Annotated in this window: 18 protein-coding genes; 14 read left to right on the forward strand and 4 right to left on the reverse strand. The window is 66.3% G+C overall.

The genetic code is table 11. The annotated features are described in order from the left end of the window. Nucleotides 1-121: 121 nt before the first annotated feature. The 9 genes from uvrC to AC59GX_RS12435 all read left to right on the forward strand — a co-directional run bounded on the left by uvrC (nt 122) and on the right by AC59GX_RS12435 (nt 9,395). Nucleotides 122-2,047 carry an excinuclease ABC subunit UvrC gene (gene uvrC, locus AC59GX_RS12395; RefSeq protein ID WP_056055419.1) on the forward strand — a complete coding sequence of 642 codons (1,926 nt, stop codon included), beginning with the start codon at nt 122-124 and terminating at the stop codon, nt 2,045-2,047. Between the two features lie 155 nt (nt 2,048-2,202). Then, on the forward strand, nt 2,203-3,180 hold the full coding sequence (locus tag AC59GX_RS12400) for a polysaccharide deacetylase family protein (protein ID WP_426281617.1): 978 nt from the start codon (nt 2,203-2,205) through the stop codon (nt 3,178-3,180). 116 nt (nt 3,181-3,296) lie between these two features. Then, nucleotides 3,297-4,028, forward strand: a complete 732-nt coding sequence (gene recO / locus AC59GX_RS12405; RefSeq protein ID WP_136190996.1) for a DNA repair protein RecO — start codon at nt 3,297-3,299, stop codon at nt 4,026-4,028. Nucleotides 4,029-4,069: 41 nt separating this feature from the next. Further along, nucleotides 4,070-5,116 (forward strand): 3-isopropylmalate dehydrogenase, encoded by a 1,047-nt coding sequence (gene leuB, locus AC59GX_RS12410; protein WP_426281615.1) that lies wholly within the window; start codon nt 4,070-4,072, stop codon nt 5,114-5,116. Nucleotides 5,117-5,126: 10 nt separating this feature from the next. Next, nucleotides 5,127-6,224, forward strand: a complete 1,098-nt coding sequence (locus AC59GX_RS12415) for a glycosyltransferase family 2 protein (protein WP_333961923.1) — start codon at nt 5,127-5,129, stop codon at nt 6,222-6,224. Between the two features lie 222 nt (nt 6,225-6,446). Further along, nucleotides 6,447-7,652 carry a trans-sulfuration enzyme family protein gene (locus AC59GX_RS12420; RefSeq protein ID WP_497301792.1) on the forward strand — a complete coding sequence of 402 codons (1,206 nt, stop codon included), beginning with the start codon at nt 6,447-6,449 and terminating at the stop codon, nt 7,650-7,652. Beyond that, on the forward strand, nt 7,649-8,047 hold the full coding sequence (apaG, locus tag AC59GX_RS12425) for a Co2+/Mg2+ efflux facilitator ApaG/CorD (protein WP_056488567.1): 399 nt from the start codon (nt 7,649-7,651) through the stop codon (nt 8,045-8,047). Before AC59GX_RS12420 ends, apaG begins: the two co-directional genes overlap by 4 nt. Continuing rightward, nucleotides 8,044-8,826, forward strand: a complete 783-nt coding sequence (locus AC59GX_RS12430) for a LysR family transcriptional regulator (protein WP_426281611.1) — start codon at nt 8,044-8,046, stop codon at nt 8,824-8,826. Before apaG ends, AC59GX_RS12430 begins: the two co-directional genes overlap by 4 nt. Nucleotides 8,827-8,867: 41 nt before the next feature. After that, on the forward strand, nt 8,868-9,395 hold the full coding sequence (locus AC59GX_RS12435; protein ID WP_426281610.1) for a GNAT family N-acetyltransferase: 528 nt from the start codon (nt 8,868-8,870) through the stop codon (nt 9,393-9,395). Nucleotides 9,396-9,605: 210 nt separating this feature from the next. Here the strand turns inward: AC59GX_RS12435 and AC59GX_RS12440 are convergent, their stop codons facing one another. Both AC59GX_RS12440 and AC59GX_RS12445 read right to left on the reverse strand, forming a co-directional pair. Continuing rightward, nucleotides 9,606-10,877 carry a serine hydrolase gene (locus tag AC59GX_RS12440; protein WP_426281608.1) on the reverse strand — a complete coding sequence of 424 codons (1,272 nt, stop codon included), beginning with the start codon at nt 10,875-10,877 and terminating at the stop codon, nt 9,606-9,608. Then, nucleotides 10,877-11,731: an ABC transporter permease gene (locus AC59GX_RS12445; protein ID WP_120301080.1), complete on the reverse strand. Its 855-nt coding sequence runs from the start codon at nt 11,729-11,731 to the stop codon at nt 10,877-10,879. Before AC59GX_RS12445 ends, AC59GX_RS12440 begins: the two co-directional genes overlap by 1 nt. 65 nt (nt 11,732-11,796) lie before the next feature. Here AC59GX_RS12445 and AC59GX_RS12450 point away from each other — a divergent pair, with 65 nt between their 5' ends. Further along, a complete protein-coding gene (locus AC59GX_RS12450; protein ID WP_426281606.1) occupies nt 11,797-12,552 on the forward strand; it encodes a GcrA family cell cycle regulator in 756 nt (251 codons plus the stop codon). 509 nt (nt 12,553-13,061) lie between these two features. Here the strand turns inward: AC59GX_RS12450 and AC59GX_RS12455 are convergent. Beyond that, a complete protein-coding gene (locus AC59GX_RS12455; RefSeq protein WP_253071021.1) occupies nt 13,062-13,919 on the reverse strand; it encodes an outer membrane protein in 858 nt (285 codons plus the stop codon). A gap of 159 nt (nt 13,920-14,078) precedes the next feature. On the opposite strand from AC59GX_RS12455, the gene parE reads away from it, so the two are divergent. Beyond that, nucleotides 14,079-16,088, forward strand: coding sequence for a DNA topoisomerase IV subunit B (gene parE, locus AC59GX_RS12460; RefSeq protein WP_497301795.1), 2,010 nt, complete (start codon nt 14,079-14,081; stop codon nt 16,086-16,088). Nucleotides 16,089-16,276: 188 nt separating this feature from the next. Here the strand turns inward: parE and AC59GX_RS12465 are convergent, their stop codons facing one another. Next, nucleotides 16,277-17,065, reverse strand: a complete 789-nt coding sequence (locus AC59GX_RS12465; RefSeq protein WP_497301797.1) for a hypothetical protein — start codon at nt 17,063-17,065, stop codon at nt 16,277-16,279. Between the two features lie 240 nt (nt 17,066-17,305). Here AC59GX_RS12465 and AC59GX_RS12470 point away from each other — a divergent pair, with 240 nt between their 5' ends. The 3 genes from AC59GX_RS12470 to hslO all read left to right on the forward strand — a co-directional run bounded on the left by AC59GX_RS12470 (nt 17,306) and on the right by hslO (nt 20,563). Then, nucleotides 17,306-18,496, forward strand: coding sequence for an aspartate aminotransferase family protein (locus tag AC59GX_RS12470; protein WP_426281599.1), 1,191 nt, complete (start codon nt 17,306-17,308; stop codon nt 18,494-18,496). Between the two features lie 199 nt (nt 18,497-18,695). Continuing rightward, entirely contained in the window at nt 18,696-19,613 is a 918-nt protein-coding gene (gene argF / locus AC59GX_RS12475) for an ornithine carbamoyltransferase (RefSeq protein WP_426281597.1), read from the forward strand. Between the two features lie 32 nt (nt 19,614-19,645). Beyond that, complete coding sequence (hslO, locus tag AC59GX_RS12480) at nt 19,646-20,563, forward strand: Hsp33 family molecular chaperone HslO (protein ID WP_497301799.1); 918 nt, start codon at nt 19,646-19,648, stop codon at nt 20,561-20,563. The last annotated feature ends 127 nt before the right edge of the window (nt 20,564-20,690 follow it).

Raw genomic sequence — 20,690 nt, forward strand, 5'->3', positions numbered from 1 at the left:
CCGCGTCTCCGCGTCTCCGCGTGAACCAACTCCTCCCTTCTCTTCGCGTCTTTGCGCCTTCGCGTGAACATCACTGTCTTAAGCTGGCATAACCCCCTCGCACTCCCTAGATTCCCCAACGATGTCCTCCCCCAATTCCCCCGACCGGTTCAACGAAGACAAGTCCACGTTCGCCGTCCGCGGTGGCGGTGAAGCGCCCGACCTCGCGGCCGGCGTGGCGGCGATCCGCAATGTGCTCGACACGCTGCCGATCCGCCCCGGCGTCTACCGCATGCAGGACGCTCGCGGCGACGTGCTCTACGTCGGCAAGGCGCGCGCGCTCCGAAACCGCGTCGCGAACTACGTCCAGGTCGAGCGCCTCACCAAGCGCCTGCAGCGGATGGTATCGCAGACCCGGTCGATGACGATCGTCACGACCAACAACGAAGCCGAGGCGCTGCTGCTCGAATCGCAGCTCATCAAGCGCTATCGCCCCGCCTACAACGTGCTGCTGCGCGACGATAAGAGCTTTCCGTTCATCCTCCTGCGCGACGACCACGCCTTCCCGCGCGTCCAGAAGCACCGCGGCGCGCGCCGGGCGAAGGGCAATTACTACGGGCCTTTCGCGAGCGCCGGGTCGGTCAACAACACGCTCAACGCGCTCCAGAAGCTGTTCCTTCTGCGCAGCTGCACCGACAGCTTCTTCAAGACGCGCGACCGGCCATGCCTGCTCTACCAGATCAAGCGCTGCTCCGCGCCTTGCGTGGGACGGATCGACGAGGCCGCGTACCGGGAACTGACCGAAGATGCGAAGGCGTTCCTCGGCGGCAAGTCGACCGGGGTGCAGGCGAAGCTCGGCGCGCAGATGCAGGCCGCCGCCGAGAACATGGACTTCGAACTCGCGGCGCTGCTCCGCGATCGCCTCCGCGCGCTCACCTTCATCCAGGGCACGCAGGCGATCAACGCGGAGGGCGTGGGCGACGCCGATATCTTCGCGATGGCGTGCAAGGACGGCCTCATCGGCATCCAGGCGTTCTTCATCCGCGGCGGTCAAAACTGGGGGCATCGCAGCTTCTTCCCGCAACACACCAACGACGTCCCCGAGGACGAGGTGCTGACCAGCTTCCTCGGCCAGTTCTACGAAGAGGTCCCGCCCCCCAAGCAGATCCTGCTCGACCGCGAACTGACGGAAGGTGCACTGCTCGCCGAAGCACTAGGCGAACGCGCCGGCTACAAGATCGCTTTGCAGGTCCCGCAGCGTGGCGATCGCCGCCGCCTGATGGACCAGGCCAAGCGCAACGCGATCGAGGCGATCGAGCGGCGGCAGGCCGAATCGACCACGCAGGCCAAGCTGCTGCGCGAAGTCGCCGACCTGTTCGACCTCGCCGAGCCGCCCGAGCGCATCGAGATCTACGACAACAGCCACATCCAAGGCACCGCCGCGACCGGCGCGATGGTCGTCGCGGGGCCCGAGGGCTTCCGCAAGGGCCAGTATCGAAAGTTCAACATCAAGAACAAGGATACCGCGCCGGGTGATGATTTCGCGATGATGCGCGAGGTCTTCACGCGGCGGTTCTCGCGCGCGCAGGCCGAGGACCCCGATCGCGATTCGGGCGATTGGCCAGACCTCGTGCTGATCGACGGCGGCAAGGGCCAACTGAACACGGTGAAGGCCGCGCTCGAGGAGATCGGCGTCGAGGACGTGTGCCTGGTCGGGATCGCCAAGGGCCCCGAACACGGTCGCGATGGTCGCGAGGTGTTCCACATGCTCGACGGCCGCGAGTTCCAGCTCCCCGTCAACGCCCCGGTCCTGTTCTACCTCCAGCGGCTGCGCGACGAGGTCCACCGGTTCGCGATCGGCGTCCACCGCGACAAGCGCAGCAAGGCCATCGGCGCCAGCCCGCTCGACGAAGTCCCCGGCATCGGCCCGGCGCGGAAAAAGGCGCTGCTGATGCACTTCGGCACCGGCCGCGCAGTGCGCAACGCGAGCTTGCAGGACCTGCAACAAGCACCCGGCGTGTCCGCAGGCGTCGCGCAACAGGTCTACGACTTCTATCATTCACGGTAGCCGCATGGACTTGGCCGCCAATCGAGAACGCACAGATCGTCATGCGGGCCTGAAGATGATGACGTCCCGGATCGGGAAAAAATTATAACCCAAATCAAGTTGATTTGTATAAAATCACAACGCCATTTTCACTACTGATTGTTACATACTAATCCGTGACTACGCCTGTCTTCCTGACCATCGACACCGAGTTCGCGTGGCGCCACCATGCCGCCGGTCTGGATTGCGACGCGATCTATGCCCGGTCGCTGGAGCCGGCCGGGGTAGGGCTGGGCTATCAACTGGCCGAGTTGGCCCGGCACAATCTGAAGGCGTGTTTCTTCGTCGATCCGATGCCCGCGATCACGTTCGGACCGGCTCCGATCCGTCGGATGATCGATACGATCCTTGAGGCCGGGCAAGAGGTCCAGCTCCACCTCCACCCCAACTGGACCAGCGCGCGAGCGGGCGATCGCGGCGTCGCGCACGAGCGGTTCCAACTTTACATGTACAGCCTTGCCGAACAGACCGACCTGCTCGTTCGCGCTACGGAATTGCTGGTCGAGGCCGGCGCGCCGCACCCGATCGCGTTTCGCGCAGGGAGCTACGCCGCGAACGACGACACGCTCACCGCGCTCGAAGGCCTGGGCTTCGCCTATGACAGCAGCCACAACGGGTCGGAGGCGCCGCACACCAGCCGCATTTCGCTCCCCGCACGGCAGATCGCCCCAGTCCGCCGTGCCGGCGACACCGGCATCACGGAAGTCCCGGTAACCGTGATCGAGGACCTGCGCGGCCGGATCCGCACCTTCCAGCTCTGCGCCTTGTCCGCAGGCGAAAGCTACGACGCGCTCGAACATGCGGCGGTGTCGCACCATGCCGCGGTGACGATCGTCAGCCACGGCTTCGAACTCGCCAACCGCCGCGGCACGCGCGCCAATGCGGTCCATGTCCGCCGCTTCCAGGCATTATGCACGATGCTTGCGGAGATGCGCGACGTGCTGCCGACCACGCACTTCACCGATCGCCCCGTGCTCGAACTCGATCGCGTCGACGTGCCGCTAGGCCCCGATCCGGTGCGCACGCGCTGGCGACAGGCCGAACAGCTGTGGTCGAACTGGATTTCGGAACGCCCCCGGTCGCGGCGCACCTGATACGCCTTGGTCGTGGCACAGAGGGTTCGGTTCGGCTTGCGAACGCTTGCCATGGCCGAGACGATCTGCGGCTAAATCTCTCCTCTCCTTCGAGCCAGAGCGGTACAAGGTAACCCATGCACCTCCGCGCCTCCGCCATCGTCGTCGCCGTTCGCCAGCATGGCGAGCATGGCGCGATCGTGCGCGCGCTGACCCGGAACGACGGCGTCCAGCCCGGCTACGTTCGCGGCGGGCGGTCGCGCGCGATGCGGCCGGTGCTGCTGCAGGCGAACGTCATCCAAGGCGAGTGGCGTGCGCGGACCGGCGAGCAACTGGCCTCGCTGACCGCCGAGCTGATCCACAGCCGCGCGACGCTTCACGGCGAGCCGCTCGCCGCCGGTGCGCTCGAATGGGCGACTGCGCTGGCCGCCGCCGCTCTTCCCGAAGCACAGCCCTATCCGCAGATCCACGACGCGCTCGACGGCGTGCTGGGTGCGATCGAGAGCGCTCCATCCGCCCGCGGCTGGGCGGCGGCGCTGGTCCGGTACGAATTGCTGGTGCTGGCGGAACTGGGGTTCGGACTCGATCTCGACCGCTGCGTCGCGACCGGAGCGGAGGACGATCTCGGCTTCGTGTCGCCCAAGAGTGGCGCAGCCGTCTCGCGCGGGGCGGCGTTCGGGTATGAAGGCAAGCTCCTGCGATTACCCGATTTCCTGCTGGCAGGCGGTGAAGCGGCATGGCCGGACATCTTCGACGGCCTGCGGTTGACCGGTCACTTCCTCGCCCGCGACATCCTCGTCGACCGTCGCGCCGATCCGTTGGCGGCGCGCGACCGGCTGGTCGATCGCCTCAAAAGGGCGGTTGCGTGAGCGCGCACCGCCCGGCAAGGGGCCGCGCAGGAGAAACGCACATGCCCTTGATCGCGATACTGGCCGGCGACGGCATCGGACCCGAAGTCACGGCGGAGGCCCGTCGCGTGCTCGATACGCTCGGCCTCGACCTGACCTATGAGGAAGGCCTGGTCGGCGGTGCCGCGTACAAGGCGGTCGGTCATCCGCTGCCACCCGAGACGCTCGAGCTCGCCCGCCGTGCCGATGCGATCCTGTTCGGTGCAGTCGGCGATCCCGACTGCGATGCGCTCGAACGCCAGTTCCGCCCCGAACAAGCCATTCTCGGCCTGCGCAAGGACCTCGGCCTGTTCGCGAACCTGCGTCCCGCCAAGCTGTTCGCCGGCCTGGAGGACGCCTCCGCGCTCCGCCCCGAGATCGCCCGGTCGATCGACATGGTCATCGTCCGCGAACTGACCGGCGACGTGTATTTCGGCGCGAAGGGCATCCGCACGACCGCCGACGGCCTGCGCGAAGGCCATGACGAGATGCGCTACGACGAGACCGAGATCGCGCGCATCGCTCGCGTCGGCTTCGAGACCGCGCGTACCCGGAAGGGCAAGCTGCTCTCGGTCGACAAGGCCAACGTCCTGGAGACCTCTCAGCTCTGGCGCGACGTCGTCATCGAGATCTCGGCCGACTATCCCGACGTCGCGCTCAGCCACATGTACGTCGACAACGCGGCGATGCAGATGGTTCGGAACCCCGGCCAGTTCGACGTGATCGTCACCGGCAACCTTTTCGGCGACATCCTCTCGGACGAAGCGTCGATGTGCGCCGGCTCGATCGGCATGCTGCCGTCCGCCGCGCTCAACGGCTCGAACAAGGGCATGTACGAGCCGATCCACGGCAGCGCGCCCGACATCGCAGGGCAGGGCAAGGCCAACCCCTGCGCGGCGATCCTGTCCGCCGCGATGATGCTGCGCCATTCACTCGACCTCCCAGAAGCGGCGGATCGGATCGAAGCGGCCGTCGCTGCCGCGATTCTCGGCGGCGCGCGCACGCCCGATCTCGGCGGCACGCTGTCGACCCGCGACATGGGCGATGCAGTGCGGGCTAACCTCGTTTGACCGCCCAGTGATCGGTGACCTGCTGCAACTCGCGGTCGTCATCCCGACGTTCAATGAGAAGGCCAATGTCGCGACGTTGATCGCCAAGCTCGACCAGGCACTGGTCGGGCTGAACTGGGAAGCGATCTTCGTCGACGACGACAGTCCCGACGGCACCGCCGACGCCGCGCGTGAGATCGCCCGGCTCGACAAGCGCGTCCGCGTGATCCAGCGGATCGGCCGGCGCGGGCTGTCGTCGGCATGCATCGAGGGCATGTGCGCCACCGCTGCCCCGATCGTCGCGGTGATCGACGGCGATCTCCAGCATGACGAGACATTGTTGCCGGCGATGCTTGATCTATTGAAGGACGGCGAGACCGACGTGGTAATCGGTTCGCGTTTCGTCAGCGGCGGCGGCACCGGCGAGTGGGACAGCGACCGCGTCGCCAAGTCGGCGCTTGCCACAAAGCTGTCGCGCCGCGTGCTGAAATGCGATCTCAACGATCCGATGAGCGGTTTCTTCATGATCCGCACCGACATCGTCCGCCACCTCTCGCCGTCGCTGTCGGCGATCGGCTTCAAGATCCTGCTCGACCTGCTCACCGCGTCGCCGACGCCGCTGCGCTTCGTCGAGGTGCCGTACACCTTCCGCTGCCGGACCGAGGGCGAGAGCAAGCTCGATCACGTCGTCGCGATGGAATATCTGATCGCGATCTACGACCGGATGTTCGGGCGGGTCGTGCCGGTGCGGTTCGCGATGTTCTCGGCGATCGGCGTGCTCGGCGTCGGCATCCACATGGCCGTGCTGACCGCGTTGTTCGTCGGGTTCGGCACGCACTTCCTGGTCGGCGAGATCGTCGCGACATTGGCCGCGCTGACGTTCAACTTCTTCCTCAACAACGCGCTGACGTATCGTGATCGGCGGTTGAAGGGGTGGCGGCAATTGGTCGACGGCTGGGTGTCGTTCGCGGTGATCTGCTCGGTCGGCGCGGTCGCCAATGTCGGCATCGCAGCGTTCCTGTACGAGATGCGGGACGGTGCCTGGGCGGCCTCGGCGCTGATCGGCGTGCTGGTCGGCGCGGTCTGGAACTACGCGCTGTCGTCGAAATTCACCTGGGGGCGGTATTAATCGAACCCTCGATCCTCCCCCGCCAGGGGGAGGTGGCTGGCCTTTCGCCAGACGGAGGGGGAGGAAAGGGTAACCTTGGTTGCGTGGTCCTCCCCCTCCGTCGCCTTCGGCGCCACCTCCCCCTTGCGGGGGAGGATCGAGACGCTCGGCCCAGCCTCTTCACGCCCGCAACGCTTGTCCCCGGGGTTGTCATCGCGGCTCCCCCCCGGCAAAGCGGCGCGCATGAAGCGCAAGACCGGCCAGGATCGTTCGATCACTCAGAATTGGCGTCCCGCGACGCGCGCCATCCGCGGCGGCACCGCCCGCAGCGAGTATGGCGAGACGTCGGAGGCGTTGTTCCTCACATCGGGCTATTGCTACGACAAGGCAGGCGACGCCGCGGCGCGCTTTGCCGGCGAGCAGGAGGGGATGACATACTCCCGCCTGCAGAACCCGACCGTGCAGATGCTCGAGGAGCGGATCGCGCTGCTGGAGGGCGCCGAGGCGTGCCGGACGATGGCGACGGGCATGGCGGCGATGACCGCGTCGCTCCTGTGCCAGCTCCAGACCGGCGATCACCTCGTCGGCGGCCGCGCGGCGTTCGGGTCGTGCCGCTGGCTCACCGACACGTTGCTCCCGAAATTCGGCATCGCCACGACGATCGTCGATGCGCGCGATCCGCAGGCGTTCCTCGACGCGGTCCGTCCCGAGACGAAGGTATTCTTCTTCGAGACGCCCGCCAACCCGACGATGGACATCGCCGACCTGAAGGCGATCTGCGACATCGCGCGCGAACGCGGCATCACGACGGTGGTCGACAACGCCTTCGCGACGGCAGCCTTGCAACGGCCGATGGAGTTCGGCGCTGACGTCACGGCCTACAGCGCAACCAAGATGATGGACGGGCAGGGCCGCGTGCTCGCCGGTGCAGTCTGTGGCACCGAGGATTTCATCACCAACACGCTGTTGCCGTTCACGCGCAACACCGGCCCGACGCTGTCGCCGTTCAATGCGTGGGTGGTGCTCAAGGGCCTCGAAACGCTCGACCTGCGCATCCACCGCCAGTCCGAAAACGCGATGAAGGTCGGCGAATTTCTCGAAGGCCGTGTACCCCGCGTGCTGCATCCCTTCCTGCCGAGCCATCCGCAGCACGAACTGGCAAAGCGCCAGATGGACGCCTGCGGACCGATCTTCGCGTTCGAGGTCGAGGGACGCGAGCAGGCGCATGCGTTGCTCGACGCGCTGGAGCTGGTCGACATCTCGAACAATATCGGCGACTCACGCTCGCTGATGACGCATCCCGCCTCGACCACGCACGCGAGCGTATCGCCCGACAAGCAGATCGAGATGGGCGTGACCGAGGGGCTGTTGCGGATCAACGTCGGGCTCGAGGACGTGCAGGACGTGATTGACGACCTCGACCAGGCGCTGCGCCAGGCGGGCCTGTGAAGGCGCTGTTCCCCAACGCGGCGACGACCGATGGGGTGACGGTGCGCGTCTCGGTCAGCTATTTGCCCGAACAGTCCGAGCCCGAGCGGGGCCGCTGGTTCTGGGCGTATCACATCCGTCTCGAGAACGAGGGCACTGAGACCGTCCAGTTGCTCACCCGCCACTGGGTGATCACCGACGGTCGCGGCGCGCGCCACTCGGTCGAGGGCGAAGGCGTGGTCGGTGAACAGCCGGTGATCGAACCGGGCGCCAGCTTCGACTACGTCTCCGGATGCCCGCTCGCGACCCCGTCGGGTGCGATGCAGGGGAGCTACCAGATGGTCCGCGAAGACGGCGCCGTGTTCGCGGTCGAGATTCCCCGCTTTTCGCTGTTCGCCCCCGCGGTGCTCAATTGAAGCGCACGCATCTCCCGCTCAACGGCTTGCGCGTGCTGGACGCGGCGGCGCGGCATCTGTCGTTCACGCGTGCCGCGGACGAGTTGGCGGTAACGCCGGCGGCGGTCGGGCAGCAGATCCGCGCGCTGGAGGATACGCTCGGCGTCGTGCTGTTCCGCCGCACCACGCGCGGGCTCGAACTCACTCCCGAAGCGGAAGCGGGGCTAGGCGCGCTCCGCGGCGGGTTCCTCCAGTTCGAGGAAGCTGTCCGCGCGATGCAAGCCGGGCAGTCGTCGAAATCGCTGACGATCGCGGCACCGCGCGACCTTACCGAGAAGTGGCTGATGCCACGGCTTGCGCAGATTGCCGAGGCCGATCCCGAACTGCGCTTCGTGCTGATCACGGCCGACGAGAATGTCGACTTCACCGAAGCCAATCTCGACCTCGCGATCCGCTGGGGCGATGGTCCCGGCGAGCATGAGGGCGAGGCGCTCGAATCCGAAGGCATGGTGACGATCGCCAAGCCCGGTACGGACACCGAGTCGGCAATTGCCTGGTCCGGAGAAGACGGCGTCGCGCTGGTCCGCGTCACCGATGCCGGGCTCGCGATTGACGCGGCGGCGGCGGGGCTTGGCCGCGCAACGGTGCCGGAACTGCTCGCCCGCCGCGACCTTGCGCAGGCCCGCGTCCGGCTGATCGGCGAGTCGCAGCCGTCGCAGGGGGGGTATTGGCTGGTCGCCCCGCTCCCGCAGTGGCGTCAGAAGAAAGTCCGCGCGCTCGTGGATGCCCTGACCGCGTGAGGCAACCCGGACGCAGACCACGGCGCGCCGGCGTATCACCGGTGCTGAAGACGCGTCGGCTGCGCCTGCGGCCGCTCGTCGAGGGCGACGCGACCGCGCTGCACCCGATGCTCGCCGATGCGGAGCTGATGGCCTATTCCGCCGACGGCCCCTTGGGCTCGGTCGACGACGTGCGCACCTATCTCGCCGAGGAAGCCGCGCCGGGCAACCAGCGTACCTGGGCGATCACCCGCACCGGCGACGACCGCGCGATCGGCTGGGTCTCGGGGAGCGAGGCCGATGGGGCAGGGGTTACGGAGATCGGCTTTATCCTGGCACGAGAAGCTTGGGGGCGGGGGATCGCGCGGGAGGCTGTGTCGGCGGTGATCGATCGCCTGTTCGCAGAAGGCCGGAGTCGGGTTTTCGCGGATGCCGATACCGAGAACGCCGCCTCGATCGTCCTGTTGGAACGCCTGGGCTTTCGTCGCGAACGCCTGTTGCGCGACGAGTGGGAAACGCATCTGGGGTTACGCGACAGCCTGATCTACGGGCTCTGCGCGGATAGCTGGCAGGCGGCTGGGCGGGCTTAGCCGCCGCCCTTCCCCAGATTACACCACCCCGGCGGAGGCCGGGGCCCAGTTGGAAAGGTGGTCGTAACGGCGCGCCGCCCTCAATTAGCAACGTTCACCAACTGGGCCCCGGCCTTCGCCGGGGTGGTGGCAAAAAAGTCGAGCGCGCTCTCTCTCTCTCTCTCTCTCTCTCTCTCTCTCTCTCTCTGTCTGTCTGAAACGGCAGCTAACCTACCGCGCCGCGAGCAAAGCCAGCGCCCGCCCCATCAACCCCGCAAACCGAACCTCGTTCACGCCATCATCAGCCCGGTGCCAGTTCCCAGTCGCCGCATACCAGCGCCCGTCCTTCGCCTGCACCACATAGTTCAAGGCCAGCACCCCAGGCTCGCCGCCACCCTTGAACCCGACATACCCAAACCGCTTGGCAATCGCCGGATCGATCCCTGCATTCACCGCCAGCACTGCCCGAGTCGTAGCATCCGCCCTGCGCAACCGATCGAGCACGCCTGCCATCGCCGCCGGACTCGCAAACCACTCGACGCTGTCGATCGCCACAGGCTTCCCGGCGAACACGGTAGGATCCAGCTTGGCAGTCAAAATCTTCACCGCATTGTCGACCAGCAGCGCCCGTCGCTCGTCCACAGACCCCGCTGCCCAAGTCTTGGTCAGCGCCGCATCCCCCTTCAGCGCAAACATCTCCCGCGTCGTCATCACCGGCACGCTCCCGCCAGCCGCCGCCGCGATCGCATCGACCTTCGCGCGCCCGAGCGTCGTCAGCAGCGTATCCGTCGCGGTATTGTCGCTGATCGAGATCATCATCGTCGCGAGCGTCTGTACCGTCACCGGCGACCCGGCGGGCCAGGTCTGCAACACGCCCGACGGCAAGGACGGCGCCCCGACGTTCACGACGTCCTCCCAACGCCGCTCGCCGCTCGCCACCTGCCGGGCCAGTTCCGCCAACACCCAGAGCTTGAACGCCGATCCGAGCGGCGCCGCCACGTCCGCGCGGTATTCCAGGATCGGCTCGGGCTTACCCTCGCCGAGCGCATACAGCCCGAACCCGCTAGCCCCCGGCAGCGCACGAAACTCCGCCTCGACCTTCGCCAGGCTATCGTCGCGCGCCCCCGTGCCGGTGATCAGCAACCCGGTCGCAGCATGCGGCGCCGCGGGGTCGATCACCAGCCGAACACTCGCCGTACCCCGCGCATAGCCAACGACCAGATCCGCGGACCATGCCGACGTCGCCGTCAACGACTCAATCTTCTGGGGCACGCCCAGCGTCGTCTTCAGCTTCGCGGTGATCGCCGAAAACTGCGCTTTCGGCACCTTCTCGCGGAAACTCGCCGCGAAATACGTGTCGTAGGCGCCGCGACCGTCGAGGATCGCGACCAGCGCATCCGCCCTAGCCCGCAAAGCCGGGTCCGCCACCGCGCCCTGCGCCACCGCCCCGACCGGCAGCAAGGCCACCGCCAACGCCACCAGCCAAAGCGCGAGGCCCCGCATCAGTTCTTCAGCTTCCAACCGCTCTTCAGCAACCGGTAGCACAGCGTCGCCAGCACCAGATCGATCACCAGAATCACGATCCCGCCGATCATCACCGGCGAGTCGGCGATCCCCAGGAACCCGTATCGGAACCCCGAGATGATGTAGAAGAACGGGTTCGCATGGCTGAACGCGCGGAACGCCGGCGCCAGCTTGTCGACCGAATAGAACGTGCCCGACAACAGCGACAACGGCGCGATCACGAAGTTGGTGACCGCGGCGGCATGATCGAACTTGTCCGCCCAGATCGACGTCAGCACGCCCAGCAGCGCGAGGAACGTCGCACCCAGCAACCCGAACCAGATGATCGCAAGCGGCGCATGCGGGGTCACGTGCACGCCCGGATACAGCGCCATCGCCGCCCACACGACGATCCCGACGATCACCGCGCGCGTCACCGCTCCACCGACCAGCGCGCCCAGCAGTTCACCCGTCGACAAGGGCGGCTGGAGGTAATCGACGATCGTGCCCTGCATCTTGCCGACCAGCAGCGAGAAGCTCGCATTGGCGAACGCCGGCCCCATCATCCCCTGCGCAATGATCAGCCCCGGCGCGATGAAATCGGCGAACGCGACGATCTGGCCATCGACCGGAACCGGGCTTTTCGCGCCCGTCGCGATGGTGAACACGATCAGAAACAGCAGCGTCGTGATCGCCGGCGCCCACACCGTCTGAAGCTGCACCTTGAAGAACCGGCGCACCTCCTTGATATAGAGGGTTCGCAATCCCTCCCAGTTCACGCTCTTTATGACGGGAACGCCGGGGGCGGAATGCACCGCCGAATGGATTTCACCGATTGGGGGCTGGCTGCTCATAGGCGTTGCGGGTAATCGCTGCCGCTGCCGCCCGCAACCCGGCTGAGCAAGACTAAGGAACGAACATGTCCTGGACCGACGAGCGCATCGCGACGCTCAAGACGATGTGGGAGGCCGGCCAGACCGCCAGCCAGATCGCCGAAGCACTGGGTGGCGTCAGCCGCAACGCCGTCATCGGCAAGGCGCATCGCCTCGAGCTACAGGCGCGCCCGTCGCCGGTGAAGCCGAACGATCCCGAGGCGAAGGCGGCTGCTGCGGCAGAAGCGTCGGCGTCGGCCGCGGCGGCTGCCCCCGAGCCGGTCGTGGCACCGGAGGCGGTCGAGGTCGAGGCCCCCAAGCCCGCCCCGGTCGCAGAGCCCGTCGTGGCAGCGGCCAAGCCTGCTGCACCGGTCGAGCCGGAGCCGGTCGCTGAAGAGCCTGAGGACGAAGAGGACGAAGACGAGGACGAGGCTCCGGCTGTGGCCGCGCCCGTCCGCGCGCCGCAGCCAATTCTGCGCTCGGTCGGCCCAGGCGGCTTCCTCCGCCAGGCACCCGGTGAGCAGCAGCCTCCGAGCACGCCAGCCCCGCCGCGTCGTCTGGTTCCCGCCAAGCCGTCGGCTGAGATGGCCAACAAGACGAGCCTGCTCGAACTGAACGACCGCATCTGCAAATGGCCGCTCGGCCATCCTGGCGAGCCGGACTTCCATTTCTGCGGCAAGGCGGTGAACCCGGGCTTCCCGTATTGCGTCGATCATTGCGGGCATGCCTACCAGGCGCAGTTGCCCCGTCGCGATCGGCGTCCGACCCCGCCACTGCCGTTCGGCGGACCGCGGCCCAGGTGAGGCGCAGGGCGGCCTGCGCCAACCTGGCGCAGGACTCGCCCAAGCGCGGCCGGCGCGGCTAGCCGCGGCCGACGACATGGGCTTTGCCCATGGCTAGCGTGATGTAGAAAAGGCCGTTTCCTCGGGTGAGGAAGCGGCCTTTTTTTCTGACTGTTACACCACCCCGGCGAAGGCCGGGGCCCAATTGGGAAGGTCATGGTGATGACGGGTTTCGCTCAGTTGACTACGTTGCCCAATTGGGCCCCGGCCTTCGCCGGGGTGGTGGACGAGGTTGAGGGCGAGCATCCCCACCTTGTTCTCCCGCGAAGGCGGGAGCCCAGACTGGATCCCCGCCTTCGCGGGAAAACAAACTTTGCATGGAACCAAAAAAGGCCGCCCCCCCGTGTTGGGAAGCGGCCTTTTTCATATTACGCTAGCCATGGGCAAAGCCCACGTCGTCGGCCGCGGCTAGCCGCGCCGGCCGGGCTTGGGCGAGTCCTGCACCAGCTTGGTGCAGGCCGCCCTTCGCCTCAGAACCGGAACGCCACCGTGCCGCGCAGGCTGTGCCAGCGGAAGTTGTCATCCGAACGCTTGAACGCGGTACCAGCCGTGTTCGGCGCGAGCACGAACGGGTTGTTCGCAGGCTGCGTGCCGCGCGTCACGAGAACGCGGGCGTCGTCGTCCTGATACTGGTGGAACATGTATTCCATGCCGACCGAGATGTTCTTGCCGAGCTTCTGCTCGATGCCACCGCCGCCGGTGATGCCGAACTGGTTCTTCTTGCCGCTCTGGGCATAGGCGTTGGCGGTGTTGCTCGAATAGAAATCGCGGTTGATGCGCGCATAGCCCGCACCGAACGTGCCGTAGAACAGCGTCGTGTTGACCGCATAGCCGGCGCGGCCGCGGATCGAGGCCTCCCAGTCGAGGTCGCGCGTCATCGTGTAGAAGGCGGGGGTGGTCGAGAAGGCGGTGACGCTGTCGCGGATGTTCGACTTGCCGAACTCGCCGACGACGCCGACGACGATGTTACCACGCTGCTGGTCGATGCCGACGCGCGCATAATAGGCGGTGTTGTCCTTGTCGTTGCGGCAGCCACGGCCACCGACGGCAGGAGCCGTGCTGCTCCGCGCGGCGCCGTTGCAGAAGCCGGGCGAGAACGCGTTGGCGCCAGCCGCGGTCGTGACGGCATCGCCGAAGCGGCCGTCGAGGTTGCGATCAAACAGGATCGACGAACCTTCGTCGTTCGGCTGCACGTCATAGCCACCGGCCGCACCGAAATAGATGCCGCTGAACGGTGCGTCTTCGGTGATCTCCTGTGCCGCGACAGGCATTGCGGCAAAACCCAGCGTAGCGGCGCCGGCAAGCGCCACCATCATCGTCTTAGTCATATTCACTCCCGGAAACTTCATGACAGGTTTTTCATAAACGGCCGGTTCCGCGAAAGTTATCCCCCCAAAGCAACAATCTATATCAATGTGACTTTTGCATCACAGGGAGAACAAACGGAGCCTGTGGCTTTGTCCGACGCCTGCGGCTACGTTCCCGCCATGGCTGAAGATCTGTTCGCGTCCCCCTCGACGCCCGGCGCCGGCAAAACCGCCGCCAACACCTATGACGCGTCCTCGATCGAGGTGCTCGAAGGCCTCGAACCCGTACGTCGCCGCCCCGGCATGTACGTCGGCGGTACCGACGAGCGCGCGCTGCATCACCTCGCCGCCGAAGTGCTCGACAACGCGATGGACGAGGCGGTCGCCGGTCACGCGACGCGCATCGAAGTCACGCTCGAAGCGAACAACCGCCTGACGATCGTCGACAACGGCCGCGGCATCCCGGTCGATCCGCATCCGAAGTTTCCCGACAAGTCCGCGCTCGAGGTGATCCTCTCGACGCTCCACTCGGGCGGCAAGTTTGCGGGAAAGGCCTATGCGACATCGGGCGGTCTGCACGGCGTCGGCATCAGCGTCGTCAACGCGCTATCGTCCGACACCGTCGTCGAGGTTGCGCGCGATCGGCAGCTGTACCGCCAGCGCTTCGCCAAAGGCCTGACGCTCGGCCCGATCGAGCATCTCGGGGCCACGCCCAACCGTCGCGGCACCAGCGTCGCGTTCACGCCCGACACCGAGATCTTCGGCACCGAACTGAACTTCAAGCCGCAGCGTCTCTACAAGCTGGTCCGCTCGAAGGCGTATCTGTTCGCCGGCGTCGAGATCCGCTGGCACTGCGCACCGGATCTGATCGGCGACGATACCCCCGCCCAGGCCGTGTTCCAGTTCCCCGGCGGACTCGCCGATCACCTGCGCGACCAGATCGCCGGCCGCGAATGCGCGACCTCGGACTTCTTTTCGGGCTCGCAGGATTTCCCGAGCGCGAACGGCGAAACGCAGGGTCGCGTCGAATGGGCGGTCGCATGGCCGCTGTGGAGCGACGGCTCGTACAGCTGGTATTGCAACACCATCCCGACCCCCGATGGCGGCACGCACGAACAGGGCCTCCGCCAGGCGCTGGTCCGGGGCTTGCGCGCGTTCGGCGATCTCGTCGGCAACAAGAAAACGAAGGATATCAGCGCCGACGACGTCATGGTCGGCAGCGAACTGATGCTGTCGGTCTTCATCCGCGAACCGCAATTCCAAAGCCAGACCAAGGATCGCCTCACCAGCCCCGAAGCCGCCGGCCTCGTCGAGAAGGCGGTACGCGATCACTTCGACCATTTCCTCAGCCACAACATGGAGCGCGGCAAGGCGCTGCTGAACTATGTGCTGGAGCGGATGGACGAACGCCTGCGCCGCAAGCAGGAACGCGACGTCAAGCGCAAGACAGCGACGTCCGCGCGGAAGCTCCGCCTCCCCGGCAAGCTCACCGACTGCTCGGCTAACTCGCCCGAAGGCACCGAACTCTTCATCGTCGAGGGCGACTCGGCTGGCGGCTCGGCGAAGCAGGCGCGTGATCGGAAGACGCAGGCGATCCTCCCGATCCGTGGGAAGATCCTCAACGTGGCGTCGGCCACCAGCGCCAAGATCTTCGCCAACCAGGAAATCGCCGACCTGACGCTCGCGCTCGGCTGCGGCACCCGGAAGGACTGTACGCCGGACACGCTCCGCTACGAACGCATCGTCATCATGACCGACGCAGACGTCGACGGCGCGCACATCGCGACGCTGCTGATGACGTTCTTCTTCCAGGAGATGCCCGAACTCGTCCGCCGCGGGCACCTCTACCTCGCGCAACCGCCGCTCTACCGCCTGACTGTCGGCACCAAGAGCGTCTATGCGAGAGACGACGCGCATCGCGCCGAACTCGAACGCACCGTCTTCAAGGGCAAGAAGGTCGATGTCGGCCGCTTCAAGGGCCTCGGCGAGATGAACCCGAGCCAGCTCCGCGAAACCACGATGGACCCCGCCACCCGCGGCATGCTCCGCATCACGCTCCCGCAGGAATATGAGGAGCGCGCGCAGGTGAAAGACCTGGTCGACCGCCTGATGGGCAACAACCCCGCGCACAGGTTCGCGTTCATCCAGGAGAACGCGGGTCGGATGGACGAGGAAGCGATCGACGCGTGACGTAACGGTAGAGCGTGTAGGGAACGGGTGGCGATGTCGCGCCCGTCCGAAAACGACACGGAGGCGGCCCGAGTTCGCCAAGCTTGCCACCGCCACTGTGTTCACCCGCGAAGGCTCGTGCCCAGCCTGGGCTCCTGCCTTCGCGGGAGTACACTAGCTGGGCACCGTCATGGCTCTCAAACGATCACCTACTGCTTGTAGGCGACCAGCGTCGACGTTTTCCCACGTTTGATATCGTTGACGTCGATCGTCATCGTCTTGCCGTCGGGCGAGACCGTCATGAGGAATTTGCCGGTCACCTTGCCTTCGAACATATCGGTCTCGTGCAACGTGCGGGCACTGGGCTGCGTCAGGGACACGGTCGTCCAGCCTGGATCGCCCGTCACCGGCACTGCCGGACCGCCGATCGTCGCGGCGAACGAGATGCCGATCGGCGTCGAGTAGGTCACGACCTTGCCGACCTGCGCGAACGTGAACGTCAGCCCGCTGTCGGACACCTGCGCATCCTTGGTCTGGCGCCAAGAGCCCGACGTGGCATGCGCGCCGGCAGGGGCGGGGGCAACGCGATCGCTGACCGACGTGCCGGTGATCGGAACGCCGGTCGTGCCCACCGTCTCGCTGAAGGCCGTCGCAATCGATTTTCCGTCGGCAGACACCGTCTCGGTCGCTTCGCTGACGATCTTGCCGCCCTTCTTCGTCGCGTATTTCACGACCGCCGGATCGACGACGGTGACCGACATCTCGTCGTAGTAGGGCTGTCCAGCCACCGCATGCCAGCCACCGTCGGCGGCGACCTTCACCACCGGCTTGCAGGTGGCGCAGATGTATAGTCCCTTGTCTATCAACGTGCTGGAAGGTTTGGTGGACAATTGACTGGCACTGATATCACCCTTCCAAGTACCCGACAGGACGTCTTGCGCGACTACCGGCGATATCGCGGTCGATATCAATGCTACGCCGATTGTAAGTTTGATCATGATTATCTCCCCTGTACTTCGACGAGGTCATTCGAATCGAATCAAAGCACACAGGATCCTGGCGCCGCGTCTTCCGATGCATGCGCTTGTTTAGGGTGATGCGACAGGGTGACGGCGATATAATCTCGGTCAGCTTTGGTGGGTGATGCAAGCGGTGTTGCTCCCGGCGTCGCGCGCTCGTATCAGGCGGTTCGGGCGGCCGCTAAGGGTCGCCTTCTCTGTTTGAAGGAGCTTGCCGTCGTGACCATCACCCCGCTCATGCCCGTCTACCCGCGGTGTGGCGTGCGTCCGGTCCGAGGCGAGGGCGCGTACCTCTTCGGCGAGGACGGCCAGCAGTATCTCGATTTCGCTAGCGGCATCGCGGTCAACGCGCTCGGCCATGGCCACCCGCATCTGACCAAGGCGATCGCCAATCAGGCCGCCACGTTGATGCACGTGTCGAACCTGTACGGGTCGCCGCAGGGCGAGCACCTCGCGCAGCGCCTTGTCGACAACAGTTTCGCCGACACGGTGTTCTTCACCAATTCGGGCGCGGAAGCGGTCGAGTGCGCGATCAAGACTGCGCGGCGCTATCACTTCGCCAACGGCAATCCGCAGCGTCACACGCTGATCACGTTCGACACCGCGTTTCACGGGCGCACGCTCGGCGCGATCTCGGCGACCAATCAGGCGAAGATGCGCGACGGGTTCGAGCCGCTGCTGCCGGGGTTCGCCTATGCGAAGTTCAACGATCTCGAAGGTGCGCTGGCGCTGATCGACGACAACACCGCGGGCTTCCTGGTCGAGCCGATCCAGGGCGAGGGCGGTATCCGCCAGGCGAGCCACGAGTTCCTCACCGGTTTGCGCAAAGCCTGCGACGAGCACGGCCTGCTGCTGGTGCTCGACGAGGTCCAGTGCGGCTATGGGCGCACCGGCAAGTTCTTCGCGCACGAGCTGTACGGCATCACGCCGGACATCATGGCGGTCGCCAAGGGTATCGGCGGCGGCTTCCCGCTGGGCGCCTGCCTCGCGACCGAGGAAGCGGCCAAGGGCATGGTCGCCGGCACGCACGGCTCGACTTATGGCGGCAATCCGCTGGCGATGGCGGCGGGCGAGGCGATCCTCGACGTGATGCTCGAGGACGGGTTCCTCGACAACGTCACCGCGATGGGCGACCGGTTGCGGCAGGGGCTCGAGCAGATGATCCCCAACCACGATCATTTGTTCGACAGCGTCCGCGGCACCGGGCTGATGCTTGGGCTGAAGCTCAAGAGCGACAGCCGCGCGTTCGTCGCGTTCGCGCGCGACAACCATAATCTGCTGCTGGTGTCGGCGGGCGAGAACGTCGTTCGCATCCTGCCGCCGCTGGTGATCGACGAGAGCCACATCGCCGAGTGCATCGACAAGCTGTCGACCGCCGCGCGCGTCTACGTGCCCGCCGCCGACGATTGATTTAAATCCTCCCCGATACGGGGAGGGGGACCATGCGAAGCATGGTGGAGGGGGGCTTCCCCGCAACGCAGTGCCCGTGGAGAGTTTCAGGTAGAATATGCCCCGCATGTTCTAGGATCACCCGGGGGGTGATCCGGCCTGAAACTCCCTCCACCCCGCTCTGCGAGCGCGGTCCCCCTCCCCGTGCCGGGGAGGAATTATGCGCCATTTCCTGAATCTCACCGACGCCGGAGCCGACGGCATCGCCGCGATGCTCGCCGACGCACTCGACCGCAAGGCGGCGCGCGCCGGCTTCCCCAAGGGCCGCGTCGATGCCGACACGCCGCTCGCCGGCCACACGCTCGCGATGGTCTTCGAGAAGAGCTCCACCCGCACGCGCTTCTCGTTCGACATGGCGATCCGCCAGCTCGGCGGCACTTCGATCGTGTCCGACGGCGGCTCGATGCAGCTCGGCCGCGGCGAGTCGATCGCCGACACCGCGCGCATCCTGTCGGGCTATGTCGACGCGATCATGATCCGTACCGACGATCATGCCAAGATCGAGGAGATGGCGCATTACGCCTCCGTCCCGGTCATCAATGGCCTGACCGACGCGTCGCATCCGTGCCAGATCATGGCCGACCTGCTGACGATCATCGAGAGCGGCAAGACGCTGCCCGGCCTCAAGGTCGCATGGCTCGGCGACGGCAACAACGTGCTCGCCTCGATCGTCGAGGCCGCCGGGCTGATGCAGTTCGACGTCGTCGCGGCCTGCCCGCAGGGGTTCCAACCCGAAGAGGAGGCGATCGTCCGCGCCTCCGGCCGGGCACGCGTCGTCGCCGACCCGCGGGAGGCTGTCGAAGGCGCGGATATCGTCGTCACCGACACCTGGATCTCGATGGGGCAGGCGCATGCCGAAGCGAAGCTGAAGGCGCTGACCCCGTACCAGGTCGACACCGCCTTGATGGCGCTTGCCAAGCCCGACGCGAAGTTCCTCCACTGCCTCCCCGCGCATCGCGGCGAGGAAGTCACGCCCGACGTGATCGATGGCCCGCAGTCGCTGATCTGGCAGGAGGCCGAAAATCGCCTCCACGCGCAGAAGTCTGTCCTGCGCTGGTGCTTCGGGCAGATCGGTTGACCTGAACGGGCAGGGTCACCATCTGGCGGACGATGAACGATACGCCAAAATTCGACCCCAATGTGACCGATCTCGACCGCGCGCTGGCCTTCGCGATCCCCGCGCGCAGTGCGCGCGGTCGGATCGTCCGGCTCGGCACCGCGCTCGATGAAGTGCTCGCCGCGCATGCCTATCCGCCCGCGATCGAGAAGCTGCTCTCCGAAGCGCTGACGCTCGCCGCGCTGATCGGTTCGACGCTCAAGGATTCGAGCGGCCAGTTGACGATGCAGACGCGCACCGACAACGGCGTCGTCCAGTTGCTCGTCTGCGACTACCGCGGCGGCGAAGTGCGCGGCTACATCGAATATGATGCCGGCAAGCTCGCCGAAGCGCCTGCCGAACCATCGCTGTTCGCGCTGTTCGGCGCCGGCTATCTCGCGATCACGTTCGACATGGCGACCAGCAACGAGCGCTATCAGGGCATCGTGCCGCTCGATGGCGACACACTGTCGCAGGCCGCGCAGAGCTATTTCACGCAGTCCGAGCAGATTCCGACGATGATCCGCACCGGGATGGCGAAAGGCCCCGACGGCCGCTGTATCTCGGGCGGGCTGTTCCTCCAGCACCTCCCGGAGGGCGAGGACGGGCGCGAGCGCCTGCATACCAAGCTCGATCATCCGGAATGGGAGCATGTCGCCACGCTCGGCAACACGATGGGCGTCGATGAACTCACCGATGCGACGTTGCCGCTGGAAACGCTCGTCTGGCGCCTGTTCAACGAGGAGGAAGACGTCCGCATCCTCGCCGACATCCCGATCATGCGCGGCTGCCGCTGCGATCCGGATTATATCCGGGGCGTGATTTCGAAATTTCCTATCGAAGAACGGCGCTCGATGGCGGACGAAACCGGCTTTATCATCGTCGACTGCGCGTTCTGCGCGACCAAGTTCCCGGTGGCGGTGGAGGACTAAGCCCTCTCCCTACAGGGGAGAGGGAGGGGCCCGCGACGTAGTCGTGGGAGGGTGAGGGGCGTGAGGCTCAGGACACTAGTCCCAACTACCCCCCACCCTTCCGTCGCCTACGGCGCCTCCCTCCCTC

The organism is Sphingomonas sp. 320_CC, assembly GCF_059691795.1.